Source organism: Sphingomonas azotifigens NBRC 15497, from assembly GCF_002091475.1.
Lineage (GTDB): Bacteria > Pseudomonadota > Alphaproteobacteria > Sphingomonadales > Sphingomonadaceae > Sphingomonas > Sphingomonas azotifigens.
Genome location: NZ_BCTR01000009.1, coordinates 1 through 15,751, shown reverse-complemented (window position 1 = coordinate 15,751; position 15,751 = coordinate 1). Strand labels below are relative to the sequence as shown.

General features: G+C 68.5%; 19 protein-coding genes and 1 other RNA gene. 7 read left to right on the top strand and 13 right to left on the bottom strand.

Going from position 1 to position 15,751, the window contains the following annotated elements; translation table 11 throughout:
* Positions 1 to 17 precede the first annotated feature (17 nt).
* The 11 genes from SAZ01S_RS04550 to SAZ01S_RS04500 form a co-directional block, all read right to left on the bottom strand.
* Complete coding sequence (locus SAZ01S_RS04550) at positions 18 to 317, bottom strand: hypothetical protein (RefSeq protein WP_084580516.1); 300 nt, start codon at positions 315 to 317, stop codon at positions 18 to 20.
* Complete coding sequence (locus tag SAZ01S_RS04545; RefSeq protein WP_084580514.1) at positions 314 to 850, bottom strand: J domain-containing protein; 537 nt, start codon at positions 848 to 850, stop codon at positions 314 to 316. Before SAZ01S_RS04545 ends, SAZ01S_RS04550 begins: the two co-directional genes overlap by 4 nt.
* 72 nt (positions 851 to 922) lie before the next feature.
* An RNA gene (gene rnpB, locus SAZ01S_RS04540) (RNase P RNA component class A) lies at positions 923 to 1,301 on the bottom strand.
* 41 nt (positions 1,302 to 1,342) lie between these two features.
* Positions 1,343 to 1,888, bottom strand: coding sequence for a hypothetical protein (locus SAZ01S_RS04535; protein ID WP_084580554.1), 546 nt, complete (start codon positions 1,886 to 1,888; stop codon positions 1,343 to 1,345).
* A gap of 135 nt (positions 1,889 to 2,023) precedes the next feature.
* Positions 2,024 to 2,725 (bottom strand): N-acetylmuramoyl-L-alanine amidase, encoded by a 702-nt coding sequence (locus SAZ01S_RS04530; RefSeq protein ID WP_084580512.1) that lies wholly within the window; start codon positions 2,723 to 2,725, stop codon positions 2,024 to 2,026.
* A gap of 41 nt (positions 2,726 to 2,766) precedes the next feature.
* Positions 2,767 to 3,618 (bottom strand): CheR family methyltransferase, encoded by an 852-nt coding sequence (locus SAZ01S_RS04525; RefSeq protein WP_245824608.1) that lies wholly within the window; start codon positions 3,616 to 3,618, stop codon positions 2,767 to 2,769.
* Positions 3,615 to 4,706: a chemotaxis-specific protein-glutamate methyltransferase CheB gene (cheB, locus tag SAZ01S_RS04520; RefSeq protein WP_084580510.1), complete on the bottom strand. Its 1,092-nt coding sequence runs from the start codon at positions 4,704 to 4,706 to the stop codon at positions 3,615 to 3,617. The genes SAZ01S_RS04525 and cheB overlap by 4 nt, the downstream gene beginning before the upstream one ends.
* A 26-nt stretch (positions 4,707 to 4,732) precedes the next feature.
* The gene (locus tag SAZ01S_RS04515) at positions 4,733 to 5,098 is read right to left on the bottom strand and encodes a response regulator (protein WP_084580508.1); all 366 of its coding nucleotides are present in this window, start codon (positions 5,096 to 5,098) and stop codon (positions 4,733 to 4,735) included.
* A 77-nt stretch (positions 5,099 to 5,175) separates the two neighbouring features.
* The gene (locus SAZ01S_RS04510; protein ID WP_084580506.1) at positions 5,176 to 5,604 is read right to left on the bottom strand and encodes a chemotaxis protein CheW; all 429 of its coding nucleotides are present in this window, start codon (positions 5,602 to 5,604) and stop codon (positions 5,176 to 5,178) included.
* Positions 5,604 to 7,925: a chemotaxis protein CheA gene (locus SAZ01S_RS04505; RefSeq protein WP_084580504.1), complete on the bottom strand. Its 2,322-nt coding sequence runs from the start codon at positions 7,923 to 7,925 to the stop codon at positions 5,604 to 5,606. The genes SAZ01S_RS04510 and SAZ01S_RS04505 overlap by 1 nt, the downstream gene beginning before the upstream one ends.
* A 68-nt stretch (positions 7,926 to 7,993) precedes the next feature.
* Positions 7,994 to 8,638 (bottom strand): histidine phosphotransferase family protein, encoded by a 645-nt coding sequence (locus tag SAZ01S_RS04500; protein WP_084580502.1) that lies wholly within the window; start codon positions 8,636 to 8,638, stop codon positions 7,994 to 7,996.
* A 123-nt stretch (positions 8,639 to 8,761) separates the two neighbouring features.
* On the opposite strand from SAZ01S_RS04500, the gene SAZ01S_RS04495 reads away from it, so the two are divergent.
* Positions 8,762 to 10,054 carry a serine hydrolase domain-containing protein gene (locus SAZ01S_RS04495; RefSeq protein WP_245824607.1) on the top strand — a complete coding sequence of 431 codons (1,293 nt, stop codon included), beginning with the start codon at positions 8,762 to 8,764 and terminating at the stop codon, positions 10,052 to 10,054.
* Between the two features lie 19 nt (positions 10,055 to 10,073).
* Here SAZ01S_RS04495 and SAZ01S_RS23535 read toward each other — a convergent pair whose 3' ends face one another.
* A complete protein-coding gene (locus tag SAZ01S_RS23535; protein ID WP_139809936.1) occupies positions 10,074 to 10,217 on the bottom strand; it encodes a lmo0937 family membrane protein in 144 nt (47 codons plus the stop codon).
* 141 nt (positions 10,218 to 10,358) lie between these two features.
* On the opposite strand from SAZ01S_RS23535, the gene SAZ01S_RS04490 reads away from it, so the two are divergent.
* From SAZ01S_RS04490 to SAZ01S_RS04480, 3 genes are all read left to right on the top strand, one after another.
* Positions 10,359 to 10,790 carry a hypothetical protein gene (locus SAZ01S_RS04490; protein WP_084580498.1) on the top strand — a complete coding sequence of 144 codons (432 nt, stop codon included), beginning with the start codon at positions 10,359 to 10,361 and terminating at the stop codon, positions 10,788 to 10,790.
* Between the two features lie 86 nt (positions 10,791 to 10,876).
* The gene (locus tag SAZ01S_RS04485) at positions 10,877 to 11,527 is read left to right on the top strand and encodes a DsbA family oxidoreductase (RefSeq protein WP_084580496.1); all 651 of its coding nucleotides are present in this window, start codon (positions 10,877 to 10,879) and stop codon (positions 11,525 to 11,527) included.
* 126 nt (positions 11,528 to 11,653) lie between these two features.
* Positions 11,654 to 12,499: a hypothetical protein gene (locus tag SAZ01S_RS04480; RefSeq protein ID WP_139809935.1), complete on the top strand. Its 846-nt coding sequence runs from the start codon at positions 11,654 to 11,656 to the stop codon at positions 12,497 to 12,499.
* Here the strand turns inward: SAZ01S_RS04480 and SAZ01S_RS04475 are convergent.
* Positions 12,496 to 12,861, bottom strand: a complete 366-nt coding sequence (locus SAZ01S_RS04475; protein WP_084580492.1) for a M67 family metallopeptidase — start codon at positions 12,859 to 12,861, stop codon at positions 12,496 to 12,498. The genes SAZ01S_RS04480 and SAZ01S_RS04475 overlap by 4 nt on opposite strands.
* A 54-nt stretch (positions 12,862 to 12,915) precedes the next feature.
* On the opposite strand from SAZ01S_RS04475, the gene SAZ01S_RS04470 reads away from it, so the two are divergent.
* The 3 genes from SAZ01S_RS04470 (at position 12,916) to mtgA (ending at position 15,643) form a co-directional block, all read left to right on the top strand.
* The gene (locus tag SAZ01S_RS04470; protein WP_084580490.1) at positions 12,916 to 13,872 is read left to right on the top strand and encodes an RluA family pseudouridine synthase; all 957 of its coding nucleotides are present in this window, start codon (positions 12,916 to 12,918) and stop codon (positions 13,870 to 13,872) included.
* Between the two features lie 60 nt (positions 13,873 to 13,932).
* Positions 13,933 to 14,838 (top strand): RNA polymerase sigma factor RpoH, encoded by a 906-nt coding sequence (gene rpoH, locus SAZ01S_RS04465; RefSeq protein WP_084580488.1) that lies wholly within the window; start codon positions 13,933 to 13,935, stop codon positions 14,836 to 14,838.
* Between the two features lie 61 nt (positions 14,839 to 14,899).
* Positions 14,900 to 15,643: a monofunctional biosynthetic peptidoglycan transglycosylase gene (gene mtgA / locus SAZ01S_RS04460; protein WP_084580486.1), complete on the top strand. Its 744-nt coding sequence runs from the start codon at positions 14,900 to 14,902 to the stop codon at positions 15,641 to 15,643.
* Positions 15,644 to 15,751 lie beyond the last annotated feature (108 nt).

Genomic DNA, 15,751 nt, shown 5'->3' with positions numbered 1-15,751 from the left:
GCCGCCTTGCGCGGGCCTCAGGAAAGCCCCAGCTCGCGCCCGACCTCTTCCAGGTCCGCGCCCTTCTTCACGATCAGCCACTCCCGCGCCTGCGCGCCGTTGACGACCGTCACCGCGCCGCCCGGACACACGCCCAGACACTTGGTCTCCACCACGCCGACCTCGGCCTTGCGGCCCTTGCCGAGCCCGAACTCCTTGCGCAGCGCCTTGGCGAGCGAGATCTTGCCCTTGGGCCCGAAGCCGCCGCCAAGCTTCTTCGAGCATTTCCCGCAGACCAGCACCGCATTGCCCCAGTTGGACGCGACCAGCTGGCTCATTGCGGCTTCCACTGGCGCCGGTCCTCGGCGGCCTTAAGCACGTCATACGCGGCCTGGATCGCCTGGAACTGCCTGGCGGCGGCGGCGTCGTTCGGCCGCACGTCCGGGTGGTATTCCTTGGCGAGCCGGCGCCAGGCGCCGCGCACCGCTTCGAAGCTTGCGTCCACTTCCAGCTCCAGCACTTCCAGCGCCTTCATCTCGTCGCGCGAGCGGCTGCCGTCGCCCGGCCCCGCCCAGCTGTTGGTGGCGGAATGCGCATAGCCATTCGCGGTGCGCCGCTCATTCGCCTCGCGCTGCGCCGCCTCTTCCGCGGTCAGCCCGGCGAAATAGTCCCAGTTGCGGTTATATTCCGCGGCATGTTCCTCGCAGAAATACCAGCGCTCGGGATTGTTCGGCGACTTGGGTGCGGGCCGGTCGCCGGGCTTGTCGCAGCCGTCGCGGTCGCACAGGCGCACGCGCGCGGCCTCGCGCTCCGAGCCATACTCGCGCCAGCGGGGAAAGCCCCAGTCCATCGATCGCGTGTGTCGCGCCATAAATCGCCCAAATAGGCACGGGGCCCGCCAAAGGCCAGAGCCCGCCGCACCGCAGCAGCTGCCAAAAACCAAAATGCCAGAGGGTCTGTAAGCCGGGTTCTGTCCACCCCCGAAGGGGATAGGCGACCATTCCTCTAGGCGACGGATCGCTCCGCCGCTCCAGCAACCAACCCGGACGACGCGCCGGAACGAGGCGCATGTGCCATCCCTATTCGGTCTTGCTCCCGGTGGGGTTTACCAAGCCGCTTCCGTTGCCGGTCGCGCGGTGCGCTCTTGCCGCACCCTTTCACCCTTGCCCTTACCCCGGCGAACCGGGGCAGTGGGCGGTCTGCTCTCTGTGGCACTTTCCCTGGGGTCACCCCCGGCGGGCATTACCCGCCACCGTCGTTCCGTGGAGCCCGGACTTTCCTCCCCCTGCTTTGCAGCAGGCGGCGGCCGCCCGACCCTCTGGCACCGCCCGCTGTAACGGCTCGGCGGCAAGGTGCAAGCAGTTCAGCGCTCGGGCCTCGGCGCGGGCTCGGCCGGCGGCGGCGCCGGTGCCGTCTCGGCACTGGGTGCGGATTCGGCCCGAGGTGGGGAAGACTCCGCCGGTGCCGGTGCCGGTGCCGGTGCCGGGGCTGGTGCCTCGGGCGCGCGCGCCGCGGCCTGCTCGTGCACCTTCCTCGCGTCGGCCTCGGACGACTCGTCGGTCCTGGCCGCCGTCTCCGCCTTCGACTGCGCGTCGCGGGCACGCTTGGCGGCTTCGTCGTCGCGGGCGCGGTCCGCCTCCTGCCGCTGCGGGTCGTCGGGCGCCTCGGTCGCTTCCGGCTTGGGCGGCGCCATCGCCGTGCCCCAGGCCTGCACTTCGATCCGCCACTGGGTACTGGTGGTTCCGCCCGCCAGCGCAGCGCGACGATAGTCGGCCGCGACGCTCACCACCTTGTCGGCGCCGGCCACGCGGGCGACGCGGTGGAGCTCCGCCGTCGCCTCCGCGGCCGTGGGCGCGTTGACGATGCCGATGCCGGGGCCTTTCTGGTCACCACGAACGATACCGGTCATGCGCACATGCACCGGCCCTAGCGGCGTAGATTGCGGACGGATCGAAAAGCTCACCGTTTGTACCTCCGGTGCGCATTTCATCAGATTCCGCTTAGGGTTCCGTAAGCAAACATGGTTAGCCGCGAAACGAATCGCTCAATCGTCGCCCTGCGGCTTGGGTAGCAGCAACGCCAGCAGGATGCAGCGGCATTCCATATCGATCTCGCCGTCGATCAGTTCGGGCCGGAAGCGCCGCTGGAACGCGGTCACCGCCGCCACCGGATCGGTCACGTCATAGCCGAACCGCTCGAGCGCGAGCATGAAGCCGCCCTCCGGCCAGCCGGGATCGACGAGGTTGCGGGTCGGCCGCGGCAGCGCGAGGCGGAGACGGGCCAGCGCATGCCAGTTGAAGAGCTCGCCGGGATCCTGCTTGCGCGAAGGCGCCACGTCCGAATGGCCGACGACATTGCCGCGGGTGATGCCGTGGCGTTCCTTGATGTCGGCGACCAGTGGGATCAGCGCGCTCATCTGCTCGGGCGTGAACGGGCGATAGCCGAGTTCATGCCCCGGGTTGACCAGCTCGATGCCGATCGATGCCGAGTTGACGTCGTCGATGCCCCGCCAATGCGCGCGGCCGGCATGCCAGGCGCGCTTGTCCTCCGCGACCAGGCGGAAGATGCTGCCATCCTCCTCGATCAGATAATGCGCCGAGACCTGCGCCTCGGGATCGCGCAGCCGCGCCAGCGCCGCCGCGCCGCTCTCCATGCCGGTATAATGCAGCACGATCATCGAGACGGGCGACAGACGTTCGCCGAAATTGGGGGACGGTGCGTCGTGAATTTCCAGGCCGCTGGTCATGCATTCTTCTACTGCGCGCGGCGTTCCGCGCAATCCGTAGGTCACCCAGCCGCGGCGAGCGGTGCGGGCTCGGCTTCGGCGGTGCGGTAGAGGCCGCGGAACGCCTCGCTCGGCGTGAAATGCTCGGTCAGCCCGATCACCGTCTCGCCCGCCCCCAGCACCAGCAGCCCGCCGGGCTGGATCGCGGTCGCCAGCCGGTCGAACACCTGCCGGCGCAGCGGCAGCGAGAAATACAGCATCACGTTGCGGCACAGGATGATGTCGAACTTGCCCGGCGGCGGGGCGTCGGCGGTGAGGTTGTGCTGGCGGAACTGCACGCGGCGCACCAGTTCCTGATGGGCGACCCATTCGCCGCCATCACTGTCGAACCATTCGACCATCCGCCGCACCGGCAATCCGCGCTGGATCTCGAACTGCGAGTAGCGCCCTGCCTTTGCCTTGGCGAGCGCCACGCTGGAAACATCGCTCGCGACAATCTCCGGCGGCATCGGGAACGCCTCGGCCCTCTCAGCGAACAGCATGGCGAGCGACAGCGGCTCCTGCCCGGTCGAGCATCCGGCAGACCAGATGCGCAGCCGCCGGCTCCCCACCGCGGCCTGCAGCGCGACCGCCGCGGCGGCGATCTGCTCCAGCACGGCAACGTCGCGGAAGAAGCTGGTTTCCTGATTGAGCAGCACGTCCACCACCTGATCCGCCAGTTCGCCCGATCGCGCGCCGAGCAGCTGCCCCACCAGTGCGTCGAGGCTCGGCAAGCCGCGCTCGCGCAGCACCGGCTTCAGCGCCGTCTCAATACGCCATGCGCGATTGGCGGCGATCTGCTGGCCGGTCCGCTGCTCCAGCAACGCCCCGATCAGCTGCATCGCACCCGCGCTGGGCGCCATCGTCTCGATCATCGCGCCCCTCCCCTGCCGATCAGTCGGCCGATTTCTTCCGGCGGCAGCACGGCGCTTGCCCGGCCGGCGTTCGCCACCGCGCCGGGCATGCCCCACACCACCGATGTCGCCTGGTCCTGGACCAGCACCTTTGCCCCGGCCTCGACGAGCCGGCCCGCGCCCTCGCAGCCGTCGCGTCCCATGCCGCTGAGCACCACGCCCAGCGCGCGCGCGCCGAACACCTCGGCGACGCTGTCGAACATCGGATCGACCGAGGGCATGCAGCCGCTGCGCGCCCAATCGGTGCTCAGCCGGATCGCCGCGCCTTCGGAGGTGCGCACCACCTTGAGATGCGCCTCGCCCGGGGCGATGATGATCCGGCCCGGGCGGATCCGCATCCGATCGACCGCAACGTCGCACGGGCGGCTGCCGAGGACGGCGAGCTGGGTGGCGAAATAGCTCATGAAGCTCGGCGGCAGGTGCTGCGTCACCAGGATCGGCAGCTGGAACCCCGCGGGGATCTGCCGGAACAGCTGGCTGAGCGCGTGGATGCCGCCCGTGGAGGCGCCGATCGCGACGATCTGCACGCCGTCGAGCTGCACGGCGGCGGTCGTCGGCTTGGGCGTCGGGGCCACGACCGGGCAGGCAGCGGTGGCAGGCCCGCTCGGCATGTCGAGCAGGCGTGCCAGCCGTTCCTCCAGCACCTCGGCGAAACGGCCGCCAAAGGCGCCGACCCCGGGCTTGACCAGCGTGTCCGCGGCGCCCAGCGCCAGTGCCTGCAGCGTCGTCGCCGCACCTTCGTCGGCGGAGGAGGACACGATCAGCACCTTCGCCCCCTGACCCGCGGCGACCACGTCGGGCAGCGCGGTAAGGCCGTCGATTCCGGGCATCGCGATGTCGAGCAGGATGATGTCGACGCGCTCGCGCGACAGATAATCGAGCGCAGCACGCACGTCGCTCAGCGCCGCCGCCACCTGGAAGCGTTGGGTCCCCTCGATCATGCGGCCGAGCACCGAGCGCGCGACGACCGAATCGTCGACGATCAGCACCTGCCCGCGCGCGGGCGCGCCGACAGCTTCGGGGGATTGCGGGAAGGGCTGGCTCGTCACGCGGGCGCGCTCCGGCGGAAGGAAAGTCAGGCGACGCCCACGATCTGCAGCTTGCTTTCCAGCGTCTCGCGATCGAACGGCTTCATCACATATTCGTCCGCGCCCGCCTCGATCGCGGCGCGGATATAGGCCATGCCGTTCTCGGTGGTGCAGAACACCACCTTGGGGCGCTGCTCCAGGCCCGAATTCTTGAGCGCGCGCAGGAAATCCATGCCGCTCATCACCGGCATGTTCCAGTCGAGCAGCACCACATCGGGCGGCGTGGCCAGGCACGAATCGAGCGCCTCGCGCCCGTCGCCGGCTTCACGGACCTCAAAATCCAGCGTTTCCAGAATGTGCCGGGCGACTTTCCGGATCACCTTCGAGTCGTCCACGACGAGGCACGTCTTCATGGTCCCTGATCCCCTGGCAGGTGCGTCTAAAGGCTGGATGTACCAGTGTAGATGTAAGCTTCCCGTTAATCTGGGAGTCAGGAAAGCAGGGAAGGCGCCGGCACCATCGCCGTCAGATCGACCACCAGCACCGGCTCGCCGTCGCGTTCGACGATGCCGCGCGCCGCTGCCCGCCAATTGCCCTCGAGCGCGATGCCGCTCGCCAGCGGGCGCAGCTCGAACGGCGCGACATCGTCCAGCGTGTCGACCAGCATCGCATAATGATGGCCGTCGATCTGGGTGATCACCGCGCGCCGGGCGAGCGTGCAGCCGTTCAGCCCCAGCGCCGCCTCGGTATCCACCACCGTCACCACCCGGCTGCGCAGCGCCGCCAGCCCGCGCACCGCCTTGGGCGCGCGCGGCACGGCGGTCACCTCGCCGATATCGACGACCGATTCGACCTGATCCGAATCGATCGCCACGGTGCGGCCGGCCACCTCCGCGATCAGATAGAGTTGCCCCGTCATCAGTAGCGCTCCCCGCCGGCAAGCCGTGCTTCGAGGGCGAACAGCAGCCCGGCCCGGTCATAGCGATAGACGCTGTCGTCGCCGGGATCGGCCTGGCGCTTGCGGCGGAGGCGCACGACCGGCGCATCACCGGCGGCCGGGGACATGCCGGCATCGGCAGCCAGCACCACCGCCGGCGCCTCGCCCGGCGACAGGCTGTCGGCGACGCGGTAGCCGGCCGTTTCCAGCAGCGGCCGCACGAAGGTGCTCAGCCAGCCGTCCTTGTCACCGGTCAGCAGGCACAGCGGCGCGTCGCGGGCGGCAATCCGGTCGACATGCATGTCGAACACCCACAGCACGTCGAGCAGTTCGATCTGCTCGCCCTCCACCAGGGCCACCCCGGCAGCGGCGCCCGGCGTGCGGGCGGGCGCGATGTCCGCCGGCAGCGTGATGATCTCGATCGCCTCGTCGATCGCATAGGCGACCTCGACGTCCTCATCCTTCAGGCGGAGCACGCTCAGCCGTTCGCGGCCGTCGAGACTGCCCTGCAGCGCCAGCGGCACGATCCGCCCGTCGATGGCGAGCCGGTAGCTGCCAGCGGCCATCTGGACCTGCGCGGCCGCCACCTTCTCCACCCGGTCGACCGCAGCGAGCGGTACCGCGCGGCGGACCCCGTCGAGATCGTCGAACAGCAGCGCCGGCAGGCCCGGCGCCGTCTCTTCGGCCCCCTCGTCGCCGAACGCGGCGTCGAGGTCGCGGCTGAAGTCCAGCCCGCCGGCCCGCGCCATTCCTGCGCAATCGAGCAGCAGCATCGGCAGCCCCGAATCCGGCAGTGTCTGGCCGGCATAGACGCCCGCCGCCATCACCGCCGGGGACGCCGGCTTGATCACCAGTTCCTCATTGTCGAGCACCGTATCGACCGCGAGCGCATAGCTGCCCGCGCCGGCACAGACGATCACCAGCATGCGGGGCCCGTGCAGTTCGCGGTCCGGACACAATTCGAGCAGTTCCCCCAGATCGAGCAGCGGCATCCGCCGCGAACGCACCGTCGCGATCGGCGTGCCGCCCAGCAGATCGATCCGGATCGCCTCGCCGCGCTCGCTCACAATCTCCTCGATCGACTGGCGCGGAATGGCGAAGCGCTGCTTGCCCGCGCCGACGATGATCGCCGAGATGATCGACAGGGTCAGCGGCACGTGGATGGCGATGCGTAGCCCCTTGCCGGGAATGTTGTCGAGTTCCACGCGGCCACCGATCTGGTCGATGCTGGCCTTCACCACATCCATGCCGACGCCGCGACCGCTGACTTCGGACACGCTGTCCTTGCTCGACAGGCCGGGGTGGAACATCAGTTCGAGCTTGGCGTGCTCCGGCAGCGCCCGCAGGTCGCGCTCGGAGCGCACGCCGGTCGCCGCCAGCTTCTGGATCAGCCGCTCGACATTCACGCCGCGGCCGTCATCGGCGATCTCGACGATGATCTGGTTGCCCGACTGGCGCGCCGAGACGGACAGCCGCCCCACCTCGCGCTTACCCGCGGCGCGGCGCTCGGCCGGTGCCTCGAGGCCATGGTCGATCGCATTGCGGATGATGTGGACCAGCGGATCACGCATCACCTCGATCATCTCGCGATCGAGCTCGACATCGGCGCCGTCGACCTGCAGCGCCACCGACTTGCCGAGCCCGGCCGCGGTATCGCGCACCATGCGCGGCAGCGGCGAGAACAGCGCGTCGATCTTCTGCATGCGGGTGCGCGTCACCGTGTCGCGCATTTCGCCGACGGTGAGCGAGAGCCGCTCCAGCGCCGCCTCCACGGCCGGATCGATGTCGCGGGACCGCAGCCGGCGGGCGAGCTCGTTGCGCGCCAGCACCATCTCCGACATGCCGTTCATCATCCGGTCGAGCAGCTCGACGCCCAGCCGCACGCTGCGCGCCGGCGCGCGCTGCGCCACCGGCGTCGGCAGCACGATCTCGTCCGATCCTTCGGCCAACGCCGCGATCAGCAGTTCCTCGCCGCTATGATCGAGCGCGGCACCGGCATCGATCGCCTCGACGATCTCGCCGATCCGATCGACCACTGCGAGCACCGCATTGACCAGCGCGCGATCGGGTGTGCGCGCGCCGTCGCGCACCTGCGCCAGCACGTCCTCGGCGGCATGCGCCAGCCGCTCCAGCCGCGGCAGGTCAAGAAAGCCGCAGCTGCCCTTCACGGTATGGACGAAGCGGAAAATGGCATCGAGCCGCGCCCGGTCGCCCGGATGCGACTCCCAGGCGACGATCTCGCCCGAAAGCGCCTCGAGCGTCTCGCGCGTCTCGGCGATGAAGTCCTGCAGCAGGTCGTCCATGGGGCCCCGGTGGAAATTTCCGGGGGTCACCATGGCGGCCGAGGGTTAATTCCGGGTTATGGCCCGTCTCAGCCGACCGGGAACGACGCGCCGAACAGCAGCACGTCGGAATCGGGCGGGCTCACCTGCAGTTCGCCGCCATGCTGGACGACGAGTTCGTGCGCCAGATACGCAGCCGCGGCGCGCGGCGTGATCGGCATCTCGTCGCGCCCACCCGCCAGCGCGCCGCGCAGTTCGGGGTCGAGCACGATGCGCGGGCCGTCGGCGCGGATCACGATCTCGATCGTCCCGTCGGTAGTCTCGGCACCGATATCGAGCTGGCCGCCGCGAATCAGCGCGTCGCCGCCGATCAGCGCCAGGTTGAGCAGCACCTTGATGGCCTGCTTGGCCATCACCGGCTCCTCGACCATCCAGCCGATCTTCACCCGGTGATTGTCGCCGAACAGCCCTTCCAGGGCCGCCTGCGCCTCGCGCGTGTCCACCGTTTCGCCGAATCCGCCGGCCGCGCCGAACGCCAGGCGGAAGAACTTCAGCTTGTTGGCGCTGGCCCGCGCGCTCTCCGCCAGCAGTTCCAGGCAGCGCGCCCGCATCTCGGGATCATGCTCGTCGGCAAGCAGTTCCAGGCCGTTGTTGAGCGCGCCCACCGGGCTCAACAAGTCGTGGCACAGGCGAGAGCAAAGCAGGCTCGCGAATTCGGTAGGGCTGATGTTCAATTTTTCTGCTCCAGCTGTGAATCCCCTTTGGCGCAGCGGACAAAAAGCTGCAAGCATTGTGGCGGCGGCATCGCGCCACCGGAAGCTGCGGCCGGACGAGCTGCGGAAATGGGGAGGAAGTGCATGAAAACGCAGTATCTTATGGCCCTGACTGCCCCCGCGCTCGCACTCGTGGCCAGTGTGCCTGCGCCAGTACAGGCACAGGCGCAGCACCGCCCCGCCCCCGCGCCGCTGCGCATCGATCGCGCCCGTATTGACGCGGCGCTGGCGAAGATGGTGGCGGATGGCCGCGCGGTCGGTGTGTCGGCGTTGGTCTGGGTGGATGGCCGCGAAGTCTATTTCGGCGCCCGCGGCGATGCCGATCGCGAGGCGCACAAGCCGATGTCCCGCGACACGCTGATCCAGATCTTCTCGATGACCAAGCCGGTTACCGGCGTCGCACTGATGCAGCTTTGGGAACAGGGCAAGTTCCGCATCGACGATCCGCTCGCCGACTATCTGCCCGAATTCGCAAACGTCCGCGTCTATGCCGGCCAGAACGCCGACGGATCGGTCCGCACCGAGGCGCCGCGCCGCCCGATCCTGATCCGCGACATCCTTCGCCACACCGCCGGCTTCTCCTATGGCGGCAAGACCGAGCCCGCCGACCAGCTGTTCGACAAGGCCGATCCGCTGGGCCTCGACCATGACCTGCCCGAGTTCGGCCGCCGCCTGGCCGCGGTCCCGCTGGTCTACCAGCCGGGCACCCAGTGGCGCTACAGCGCCGCGGTGGCGGTGCAGGGGCTGCTCGTCGAGAAGCTCTCGGGCATGCCGTTCGAGGCCTATGTGAAGGCGCATATCTTCGATCCGCTGGGCATGAAGGACACCGGCTGGACCCAGCCGGCCGATCGCCTGCCCCGCCTCGCTGCGGGCTATCAGAAGGGCGCCGACGGCAAGCTGGCGCGGATGCCCGATGCGATGATCCGGCGGATCAACTTCGCCCCGCGCAAGCTCACCCCCGGCGACTTCGGTCTCGTCTCGACGAGCGACGACTATATGCGTTTCGCCCGCATGCTGCTGAACAAGGGCAGCCTCGACGGCGTGCGGCTGCTCAAGCCCTCCACCGTCGCGCGGATGGCGACCGACGATCTCGATCCGGCGATTACCGAGCGGCTGTGGCTGCCCGGCAAGGGCAATGGCGGGTTCGGCATCGACTTCTTCGTCCGCAACGGGCAGCCGAAGAGCCCGGAGGAAAATCGCGGGGCGGTCGGCGAGTTTTTCTGGGACGGCGCCTGGTCGACGCTGTTCTGGGTCGATCCGGCGAACAAGCTCACCGCGGTCTTCCTGGTCCAGACGGCGCCGTTCGACGGCACGCTGCACCGCGATTTCCGCCGCGCGGTGTACGGCGCAGACTATCTGGGGCCGGCGGGCGACTGACGCCCGCCGGACGCCCGGTTCAGACCCTGCGGCCGGTGAACAGCTGGATCAGGCCGATCACCAGCGCAATGACCAGCAGGAGATGGATGATCCCGCCGGCGACATGGAATGAAAAGCCCAACAGCCACAGGATCACGAGGATGACGACGATCGTCCAAAGCATGGCACCACTCCCTGAAGATTGGCGCTCCTAACGAGAGATGCGGCGAAAACGTTCCGGACGTGCAGGGCGTCGGGGGCGCCGGGGCTGCCCTAAAGCTGCCCAACGGGCTTTCTAGGCTCGGCCCACAACCGGGAGACGTGCATGCACCTGCCCCTGTTCCTGCTGCTGGGCGCCGCGCCGGCCGGGCCCGTCTGCGATCTCGGGCCGGACGCCGTTGTCGTGCACCGGCTCGCCGATCTGCCAGGCGCCGTTGCAACCGAAGTGCGGCGCGGCTTCGCCGCCGGAGGCATCGCCGAGGCCGGCGCGCCGTACAGCGCGACCGACGTGATGCGTGCGGGCCTCCCCCAGCGCCAGTTCCTCCGCGCCTATGGCGCTGGCCGCTACTGGATCCTCTGGTTCGAGCAGGGCGGCTTTGCGAGCGGGCAGCGGACCGTCGCGCTGCGGCGCGTGGACCCGCGCGCGGGCGGCGCAGCGCGCTACCAGATGGAGCCGGGAACGGTGTTCGCCGGCAATTTGTGCGACGCCAGCAAGGCGATCCTTGCCGGGGTTCGAAGCGCGACTGCAGGCCCATAGCGGGATCGATCCGATCTGGACCCACGTTCCCTTAGGCCGACAGGTACCGTAAGCCTGCGCCTGATACCCTCAGTTCAGGACGCGCCATGCCCCGCACGATGACCATTGATTTCGTTTCCGACATTGTCTGCCCCTGGTGCGTCATCGGGCTGAAGGGCCTGGAGGAAGCGCTGGCCCGCACCGCGGACGTGGTCGACGCCGAGATCCGCTTCCATCCCTTTGAGCTCAATCCCGCGATGGCGCCCGAGGGCGAGAACATCGTCGAGCATATCGGCCGCAAATATGGCGCGACGCCGGACCAGTCCGCCGCCACCCGCGCGATGATCCGCGAGCGCGCCGCCGCGCTCGGCTTCACCATGGCGATGACCGACGAGAGCCGCATCTACAACACGTTCGACGCGCACCGGCTGCTGCACTGGGCGGGCCTGGAGGGCGGCCAGCGGGCGCTCAAGCTCGCGCTGTTCACCGCCTATTTCACCGAAGGGCGGAACCCCGGCGACCGCGCAGTGCTGCTGGCGGCGGCGGAACAGGCCGGCCTCGACCCGGCCGAGGCGGCCGAGGTGCTGGATAGCGGCCGCTATGCCGAGGAGGTGCGGGCCGAAGAGGCGCTGTGGCAGTCGCGCGGCATCCAGTCGGTGCCGGCGATCGTGATCAACGAGCGCTATCTGATCTCCGGCGGCCAGCCGCCCGAGGCGTTCGAACAGGCGCTGCGCGAAATCGCGTCGGCGGCCGTCTGAACAGATCGACCAATGTCATTGCGTATGTGGAACAAACTTTTCGTCTGTGCAGGATCATGCTAGCGGCTGGCTTCGAGCAGAATTGAGGACACAGTGCTACAAACGGCGAAATTGGATCAGGCGGCATTGCCGCGCCCCTGGGTCGAGATCGCCGCGCACCCGCTGTTCGGCCCGGCAGCGCGCGGGCTTGCCGCCAACGTCCTCGCCGCGGCCGATGACAACCGGCAGCTGGCCGCGGTGTTCAAGGATGCCGGCCACTACATCACCGCGATGTCGGCCGCGTATCTCGATACCCGCGGCGGCCTCACGCCCACCATGCTGCGCCAGATCTGCGCCGGCACCGGCCTGCTCACTGCGAACCGTGCCGGCGCGCTGCTGGTGTTCATGACGCATATCGGCGTGCTCGAGACGGGCGACGACAAGAGCTACCGCACGACGCCGTCGTTCCGGCAAGCGTGGTGCGCGCATCTGAAAGGCGCGCTGCATGCCGCGGCGATGCTCGAGCCGGCTTTGGTGGCCGTCCTCCACCGGCTCGACGATCCCGCCACCTACCAGCAGTTCCTCGCCCTTCAGGCGGCGCGGTTCTACGCAATGACCCACGCGCCTGATCCCTTCCGCAGCCTGCGGGCGGCCTTCCTGCATCCGCTGGCGGGGTGCTCGATCCTGCATGCGCTGGTGCTCGCCTGTACCGACGATGCGTTCGAACCCACCGACGGCGCCATCGTCTCGCTCGCCGCGCTGGCCCAGCGCTTCGCCGTTTCGCAGCCACATGTCCGCCGCGTGCTCAAGCGCGCCGAGGCGGGTCGCTTCGTCCGCCATCTCGGGCCCAGCCGTCGGGCGTTCGACCCGGCGGGGTTCGCCATGATCCGCTACCATTATGCCGAACTGCTCGCGGTGCTGATCGCGTGCGGCCAGCAACTACTGGGTGAAACGCCGACGGACCTGATCGACTGCCCCATGTCCACGTCCTAGGCGCCGATCAGCGGCACCTGGGCAAAGCGGTCCCACAGGCCGGAGCGCCCGGCGCGCCAGCAGGTTGCCGCGTCGCCGCCCAGGATCAGCCAGAGTTTGCCGTCCGGCGCGGCCATCGCTGCGTCGGTGGCGGAAGGCGTCGCGTCGCCGCTGGGATGCGAGTGCCAATAGCCGAGCAGCGCCTCCCCGCCTGCTCGCTCCGCGCGCAAGGCGGCGAACAGCGCCGCAGGGTCGATCTCGAAGTGCGTCTCGGGCGTGTCCGCGACATTGGCGCAGAGGGTAAAGCGCGCAACGACGTCCCCGTTCCCCAGCAGCAGGCCGCACGCTTCCCGCGGCGCGGCGGCCGCCGAAGCTTTTTTCATACCGTCCAGTATAGATCTTGAAATCGTAACGCCCATGCCCATTTCCGGTAAAACATGAATCAGGGGGTTTCCATCTTAGAAGCGCGGATCGCGGACGAGGCGCATGGCTGGCGGCTCGACCGTGCCTTGACCGATGCGCTGCCGACGCTGTCGCGCGAGCGGGTGAAGGCGCTGATCTCCTCCGGCGCCGTCACCGGCCCCGACGGCAATCTCGCCCGCGACCCTGCCCGCAAGGCGGTGGGCGGTGCGGTGTTCCAGGTCGTGGTGCCCGATCCCGCCCCCGCGCACAACGAGGCGCAGGACATCCCGCTCAACGTGGTGTTCGAGGACGAGCATCTGATCGTGATCGACAAGCCCGCCGGGCTGGTCGTCCATCCGGCGGCGGGCAATCTCGACGGCACGCTGGTCAATGCGCTGCTCCACCACTGCGCCGGGCAGCTTTCGGGCATCGGCGGTGTCGCGCGGCCGGGGATCGTCCACCGGATCGACAAGGACACGTCGGGCCTGATGGTGGCCGCGAAGACCGATCGCGCGCATGTCGGCCTAGCGGCGCAGTTCAAGGCGCACAGCATCGATCGGCGCTACCGGGCGATCGCCAGCGGCCGGGTGCTCGCCGCGACCGGCACGGTGAACGCGCCGCTGGCCCGCTCGCCAAGCAACCGCAAGAAGATCGCGGTCTGTTCGCCCGGTCACGGCAAGCATGCGATTACCCATTGGACCCGGCTGAACCAACTGCGCGACGCGACGTTGATCGAATGCCGGCTGGAAACCGGACGTACCCATCAGGTGCGCGTCCACATGGCGTCGATCGGCCACCCGCTGGTGGGTGATCCTCTATATGGAAGTATGCGTTCCGCGCACCGCGCACTTCTGGCAAGCTTGGGTTTCCAGCGCCAGGCCTTGCATGCGGCCCATCTCGGGTTCATCCACCCGATCAAAAGTAACGCTTTGGCGTTCGATAGCGTAATGCCTGCAGACATGCAGGAACTGTTCAACCAGCTTCTCGTATGAGGTTTGGGCGCCCGAGTCCCCCCGTTTGGACACGCGCCCGTTGGAAAGGGAGATACGATCATGGCTAGCGGCAGCAACGTCCCCGCGACGATTCCCGCGCTCGGCGGCGAGGCGAGCCTCAATCGCTACCTGGCCGAGATCAAGAAATTTCCGATCCTGAGCCCCGAGCAGGAATATATGCTCGCCAAGCGCTTCCAGGAGCATGGCGACACCGATGCGGCGGCGCAGCTGGTCACTTCGCACCTTCGCCTCGTGGCGAAGATCGCCATGGGCTATCGCGGCTATGGCCTGCCCGTCTCGGAGCTGATCTCCGAAGGCAATATCGGCCTGATGCAGGGCGTGAAGAAGTTCGAGCCCGATCGCGGCTTCCGCCTCGCCACCTATGCGATGTGGTGGATCCGCGCCTCGATCCAGGAATTCATCCTGCGCTCGTGGAGCCTCGTGAAGATGGGCACGACCGCCGCGCAGAAGAAGCTGTTCTTCAACCTGCGCCGGATGAAGGCCAAGCTCGACGCGTTCGAGGATGGCGACCTGTCCCCTGAGAACCTCGCCAAGATCGCCACCGATCTGGGCGTGACCGAGGAAGAGGTCACCTCGATGAACCGCCGCATGGCGATGGGCGGGGATACCTCGCTCAACGTGCCGATGCGCGAGGATGGCGAGAGCCAGTGGCAGGATTGGCTGGCCGATGAAGGTCCGCTGCAGGACGAAGCCGTCGCCGACGCGCAGGAGGCGGACGTTCGCCACGACATGCTCGTCTCGGCGATGGAAGACCTCAACGAGCGCGAGAAGCACATCCTCACCGAGCGTCGCCTGACCGACGATCCCAAGACGCTCGAGGAGCTGAGCCAGGTCTATGGCGTGTCGCGCGAGCGCGTCCGCCAGATCGAGGTGCGCGCGTTCGAGAAGCTGCAAAAGGCGATGATGCGCCTCGCAGGCGACCGCCGCCTGCTCGCCACCCACTGATCGGGCCGCGGTTCCTGCCAGGTGATTGCAGGAACCGCCCCGGCTGGGGCATGGCGGGTGCGTGAGCAAGAATCGCGCCCGCCCCTCCTCCCCCCGACGTTCCTCCGCCCGCCCGCGCAAGCCCTGGTGGCGTCGGCTGATCGTGCTGGGGGTTCAACTGGTATTCGGCTTCGTGCTGCTGTCGCTGCTGATGGTGACGGTGTATCGCTTCGTGCCGCCGCCGATCACCTGGACGATGATCGGCGACGTGTTCGCCGGGCACGGCGTCACCAAGGACTGGATGCCGCTCAGCCGCATCGATCCGAGTATGGCGCGCGCCGTGATCGCCGCCGAGGATTCGCGCTTTTGCCAGCATAACGGTTTCGACTTCGCGGCGATCGAGAAGGCCTATCAGCGCAATGCCCAGGGTACGCACAAGATTCGCGGCGGCTCGACGATCAGCCAGCAGACCGCCAAGAACGTGTTCCTGTGGCAGGGCGGCGGCTATTTCCGGAAAGGCCTGGAAGCGTACTTCACCGTGCTGATCGAGAATATCTGGGGCAAGCGGCGGATCATGGAGGTTTACCTCAACGTCGCCGAGACCGGCATCGGGACCTACGGCGTGAATGCCGGGGCCGAACGCTATTTCCATCACGACGCATCGCAGCTGTCGGACCGCGAGGCGGCGCTGATCGCCGCGGTGCTGCCACTGCCCAAGAAGCGCGCGGCGATCGACCCGCGCGGGTTCACCCGGCGCTATGGCAACAAGATCAACGCGCGGATCAACGTGGTCGCGGGAAACGGGCTGGATCGGTGCTTGAAGTAATCCACCGCTTCGGCTCCTGCGCTCCCCTTCCGCTTGCGGGAGGGGTCGGGGGAGGGGCTGAAACTTAGCAGCGCTTCTACCACGTCAGCCCCCCCCCCCCCCCCCCCC

Coding starts and splice junctions, on each gene's coding strand:
- SAZ01S_RS04550 (WP_084580516.1), bottom strand. CDS start 317: ATGAGCCAGCTGGTCGCGTCCAACTGGGGCAATGCGGTGCTGGTCTGC.
- SAZ01S_RS04545 (WP_084580514.1), bottom strand. CDS start 850: ATGGCGCGACACACGCGATCGATGGACTGGGGCTTTCCCCGCTGGCGC.
- SAZ01S_RS04535 (WP_084580554.1), bottom strand. CDS start 1,888: ATGACCGGTATCGTTCGTGGTGACCAGAAAGGCCCCGGCATCGGCATC.
- SAZ01S_RS04530 (WP_084580512.1), bottom strand. CDS start 2,725: ATGACCAGCGGCCTGGAAATTCACGACGCACCGTCCCCCAATTTCGGC.
- SAZ01S_RS04525 (WP_245824608.1), bottom strand. CDS start 3,618: ATGATCGAGACGATGGCGCCCAGCGCGGGTGCGATGCAGCTGATCGGG.
- SAZ01S_RS04515 (WP_084580508.1), bottom strand. CDS start 5,098: ATGAAGACGTGCCTCGTCGTGGACGACTCGAAGGTGATCCGGAAAGTC.
- SAZ01S_RS04510 (WP_084580506.1), bottom strand. CDS start 5,604: ATGACGGGGCAACTCTATCTGATCGCGGAGGTGGCCGGCCGCACCGTG.
- SAZ01S_RS04505 (WP_084580504.1), bottom strand. CDS start 7,925: ATGGACGACCTGCTGCAGGACTTCATCGCCGAGACGCGCGAGACGCTC.
- SAZ01S_RS04495 (WP_245824607.1), top strand. CDS start 8,762: ATGAAAACGCAGTATCTTATGGCCCTGACTGCCCCCGCGCTCGCACTC.
- SAZ01S_RS23535 (WP_139809936.1), bottom strand. CDS start 10,217: ATGCTTTGGACGATCGTCGTCATCCTCGTGATCCTGTGGCTGTTGGGC.
- SAZ01S_RS04490 (WP_084580498.1), top strand. CDS start 10,359: ATGCACCTGCCCCTGTTCCTGCTGCTGGGCGCCGCGCCGGCCGGGCCC.
- SAZ01S_RS04485 (WP_084580496.1), top strand. CDS start 10,877: ATGCCCCGCACGATGACCATTGATTTCGTTTCCGACATTGTCTGCCCC.
- SAZ01S_RS04475 (WP_084580492.1), bottom strand. CDS start 12,861: ATGAAAAAAGCTTCGGCGGCCGCCGCGCCGCGGGAAGCGTGCGGCCTG.
- SAZ01S_RS04470 (WP_084580490.1), top strand. CDS start 12,916: ATGAATCAGGGGGTTTCCATCTTAGAAGCGCGGATCGCGGACGAGGCG.
- rpoH (WP_084580488.1), top strand. CDS start 13,933: ATGGCTAGCGGCAGCAACGTCCCCGCGACGATTCCCGCGCTCGGCGGC.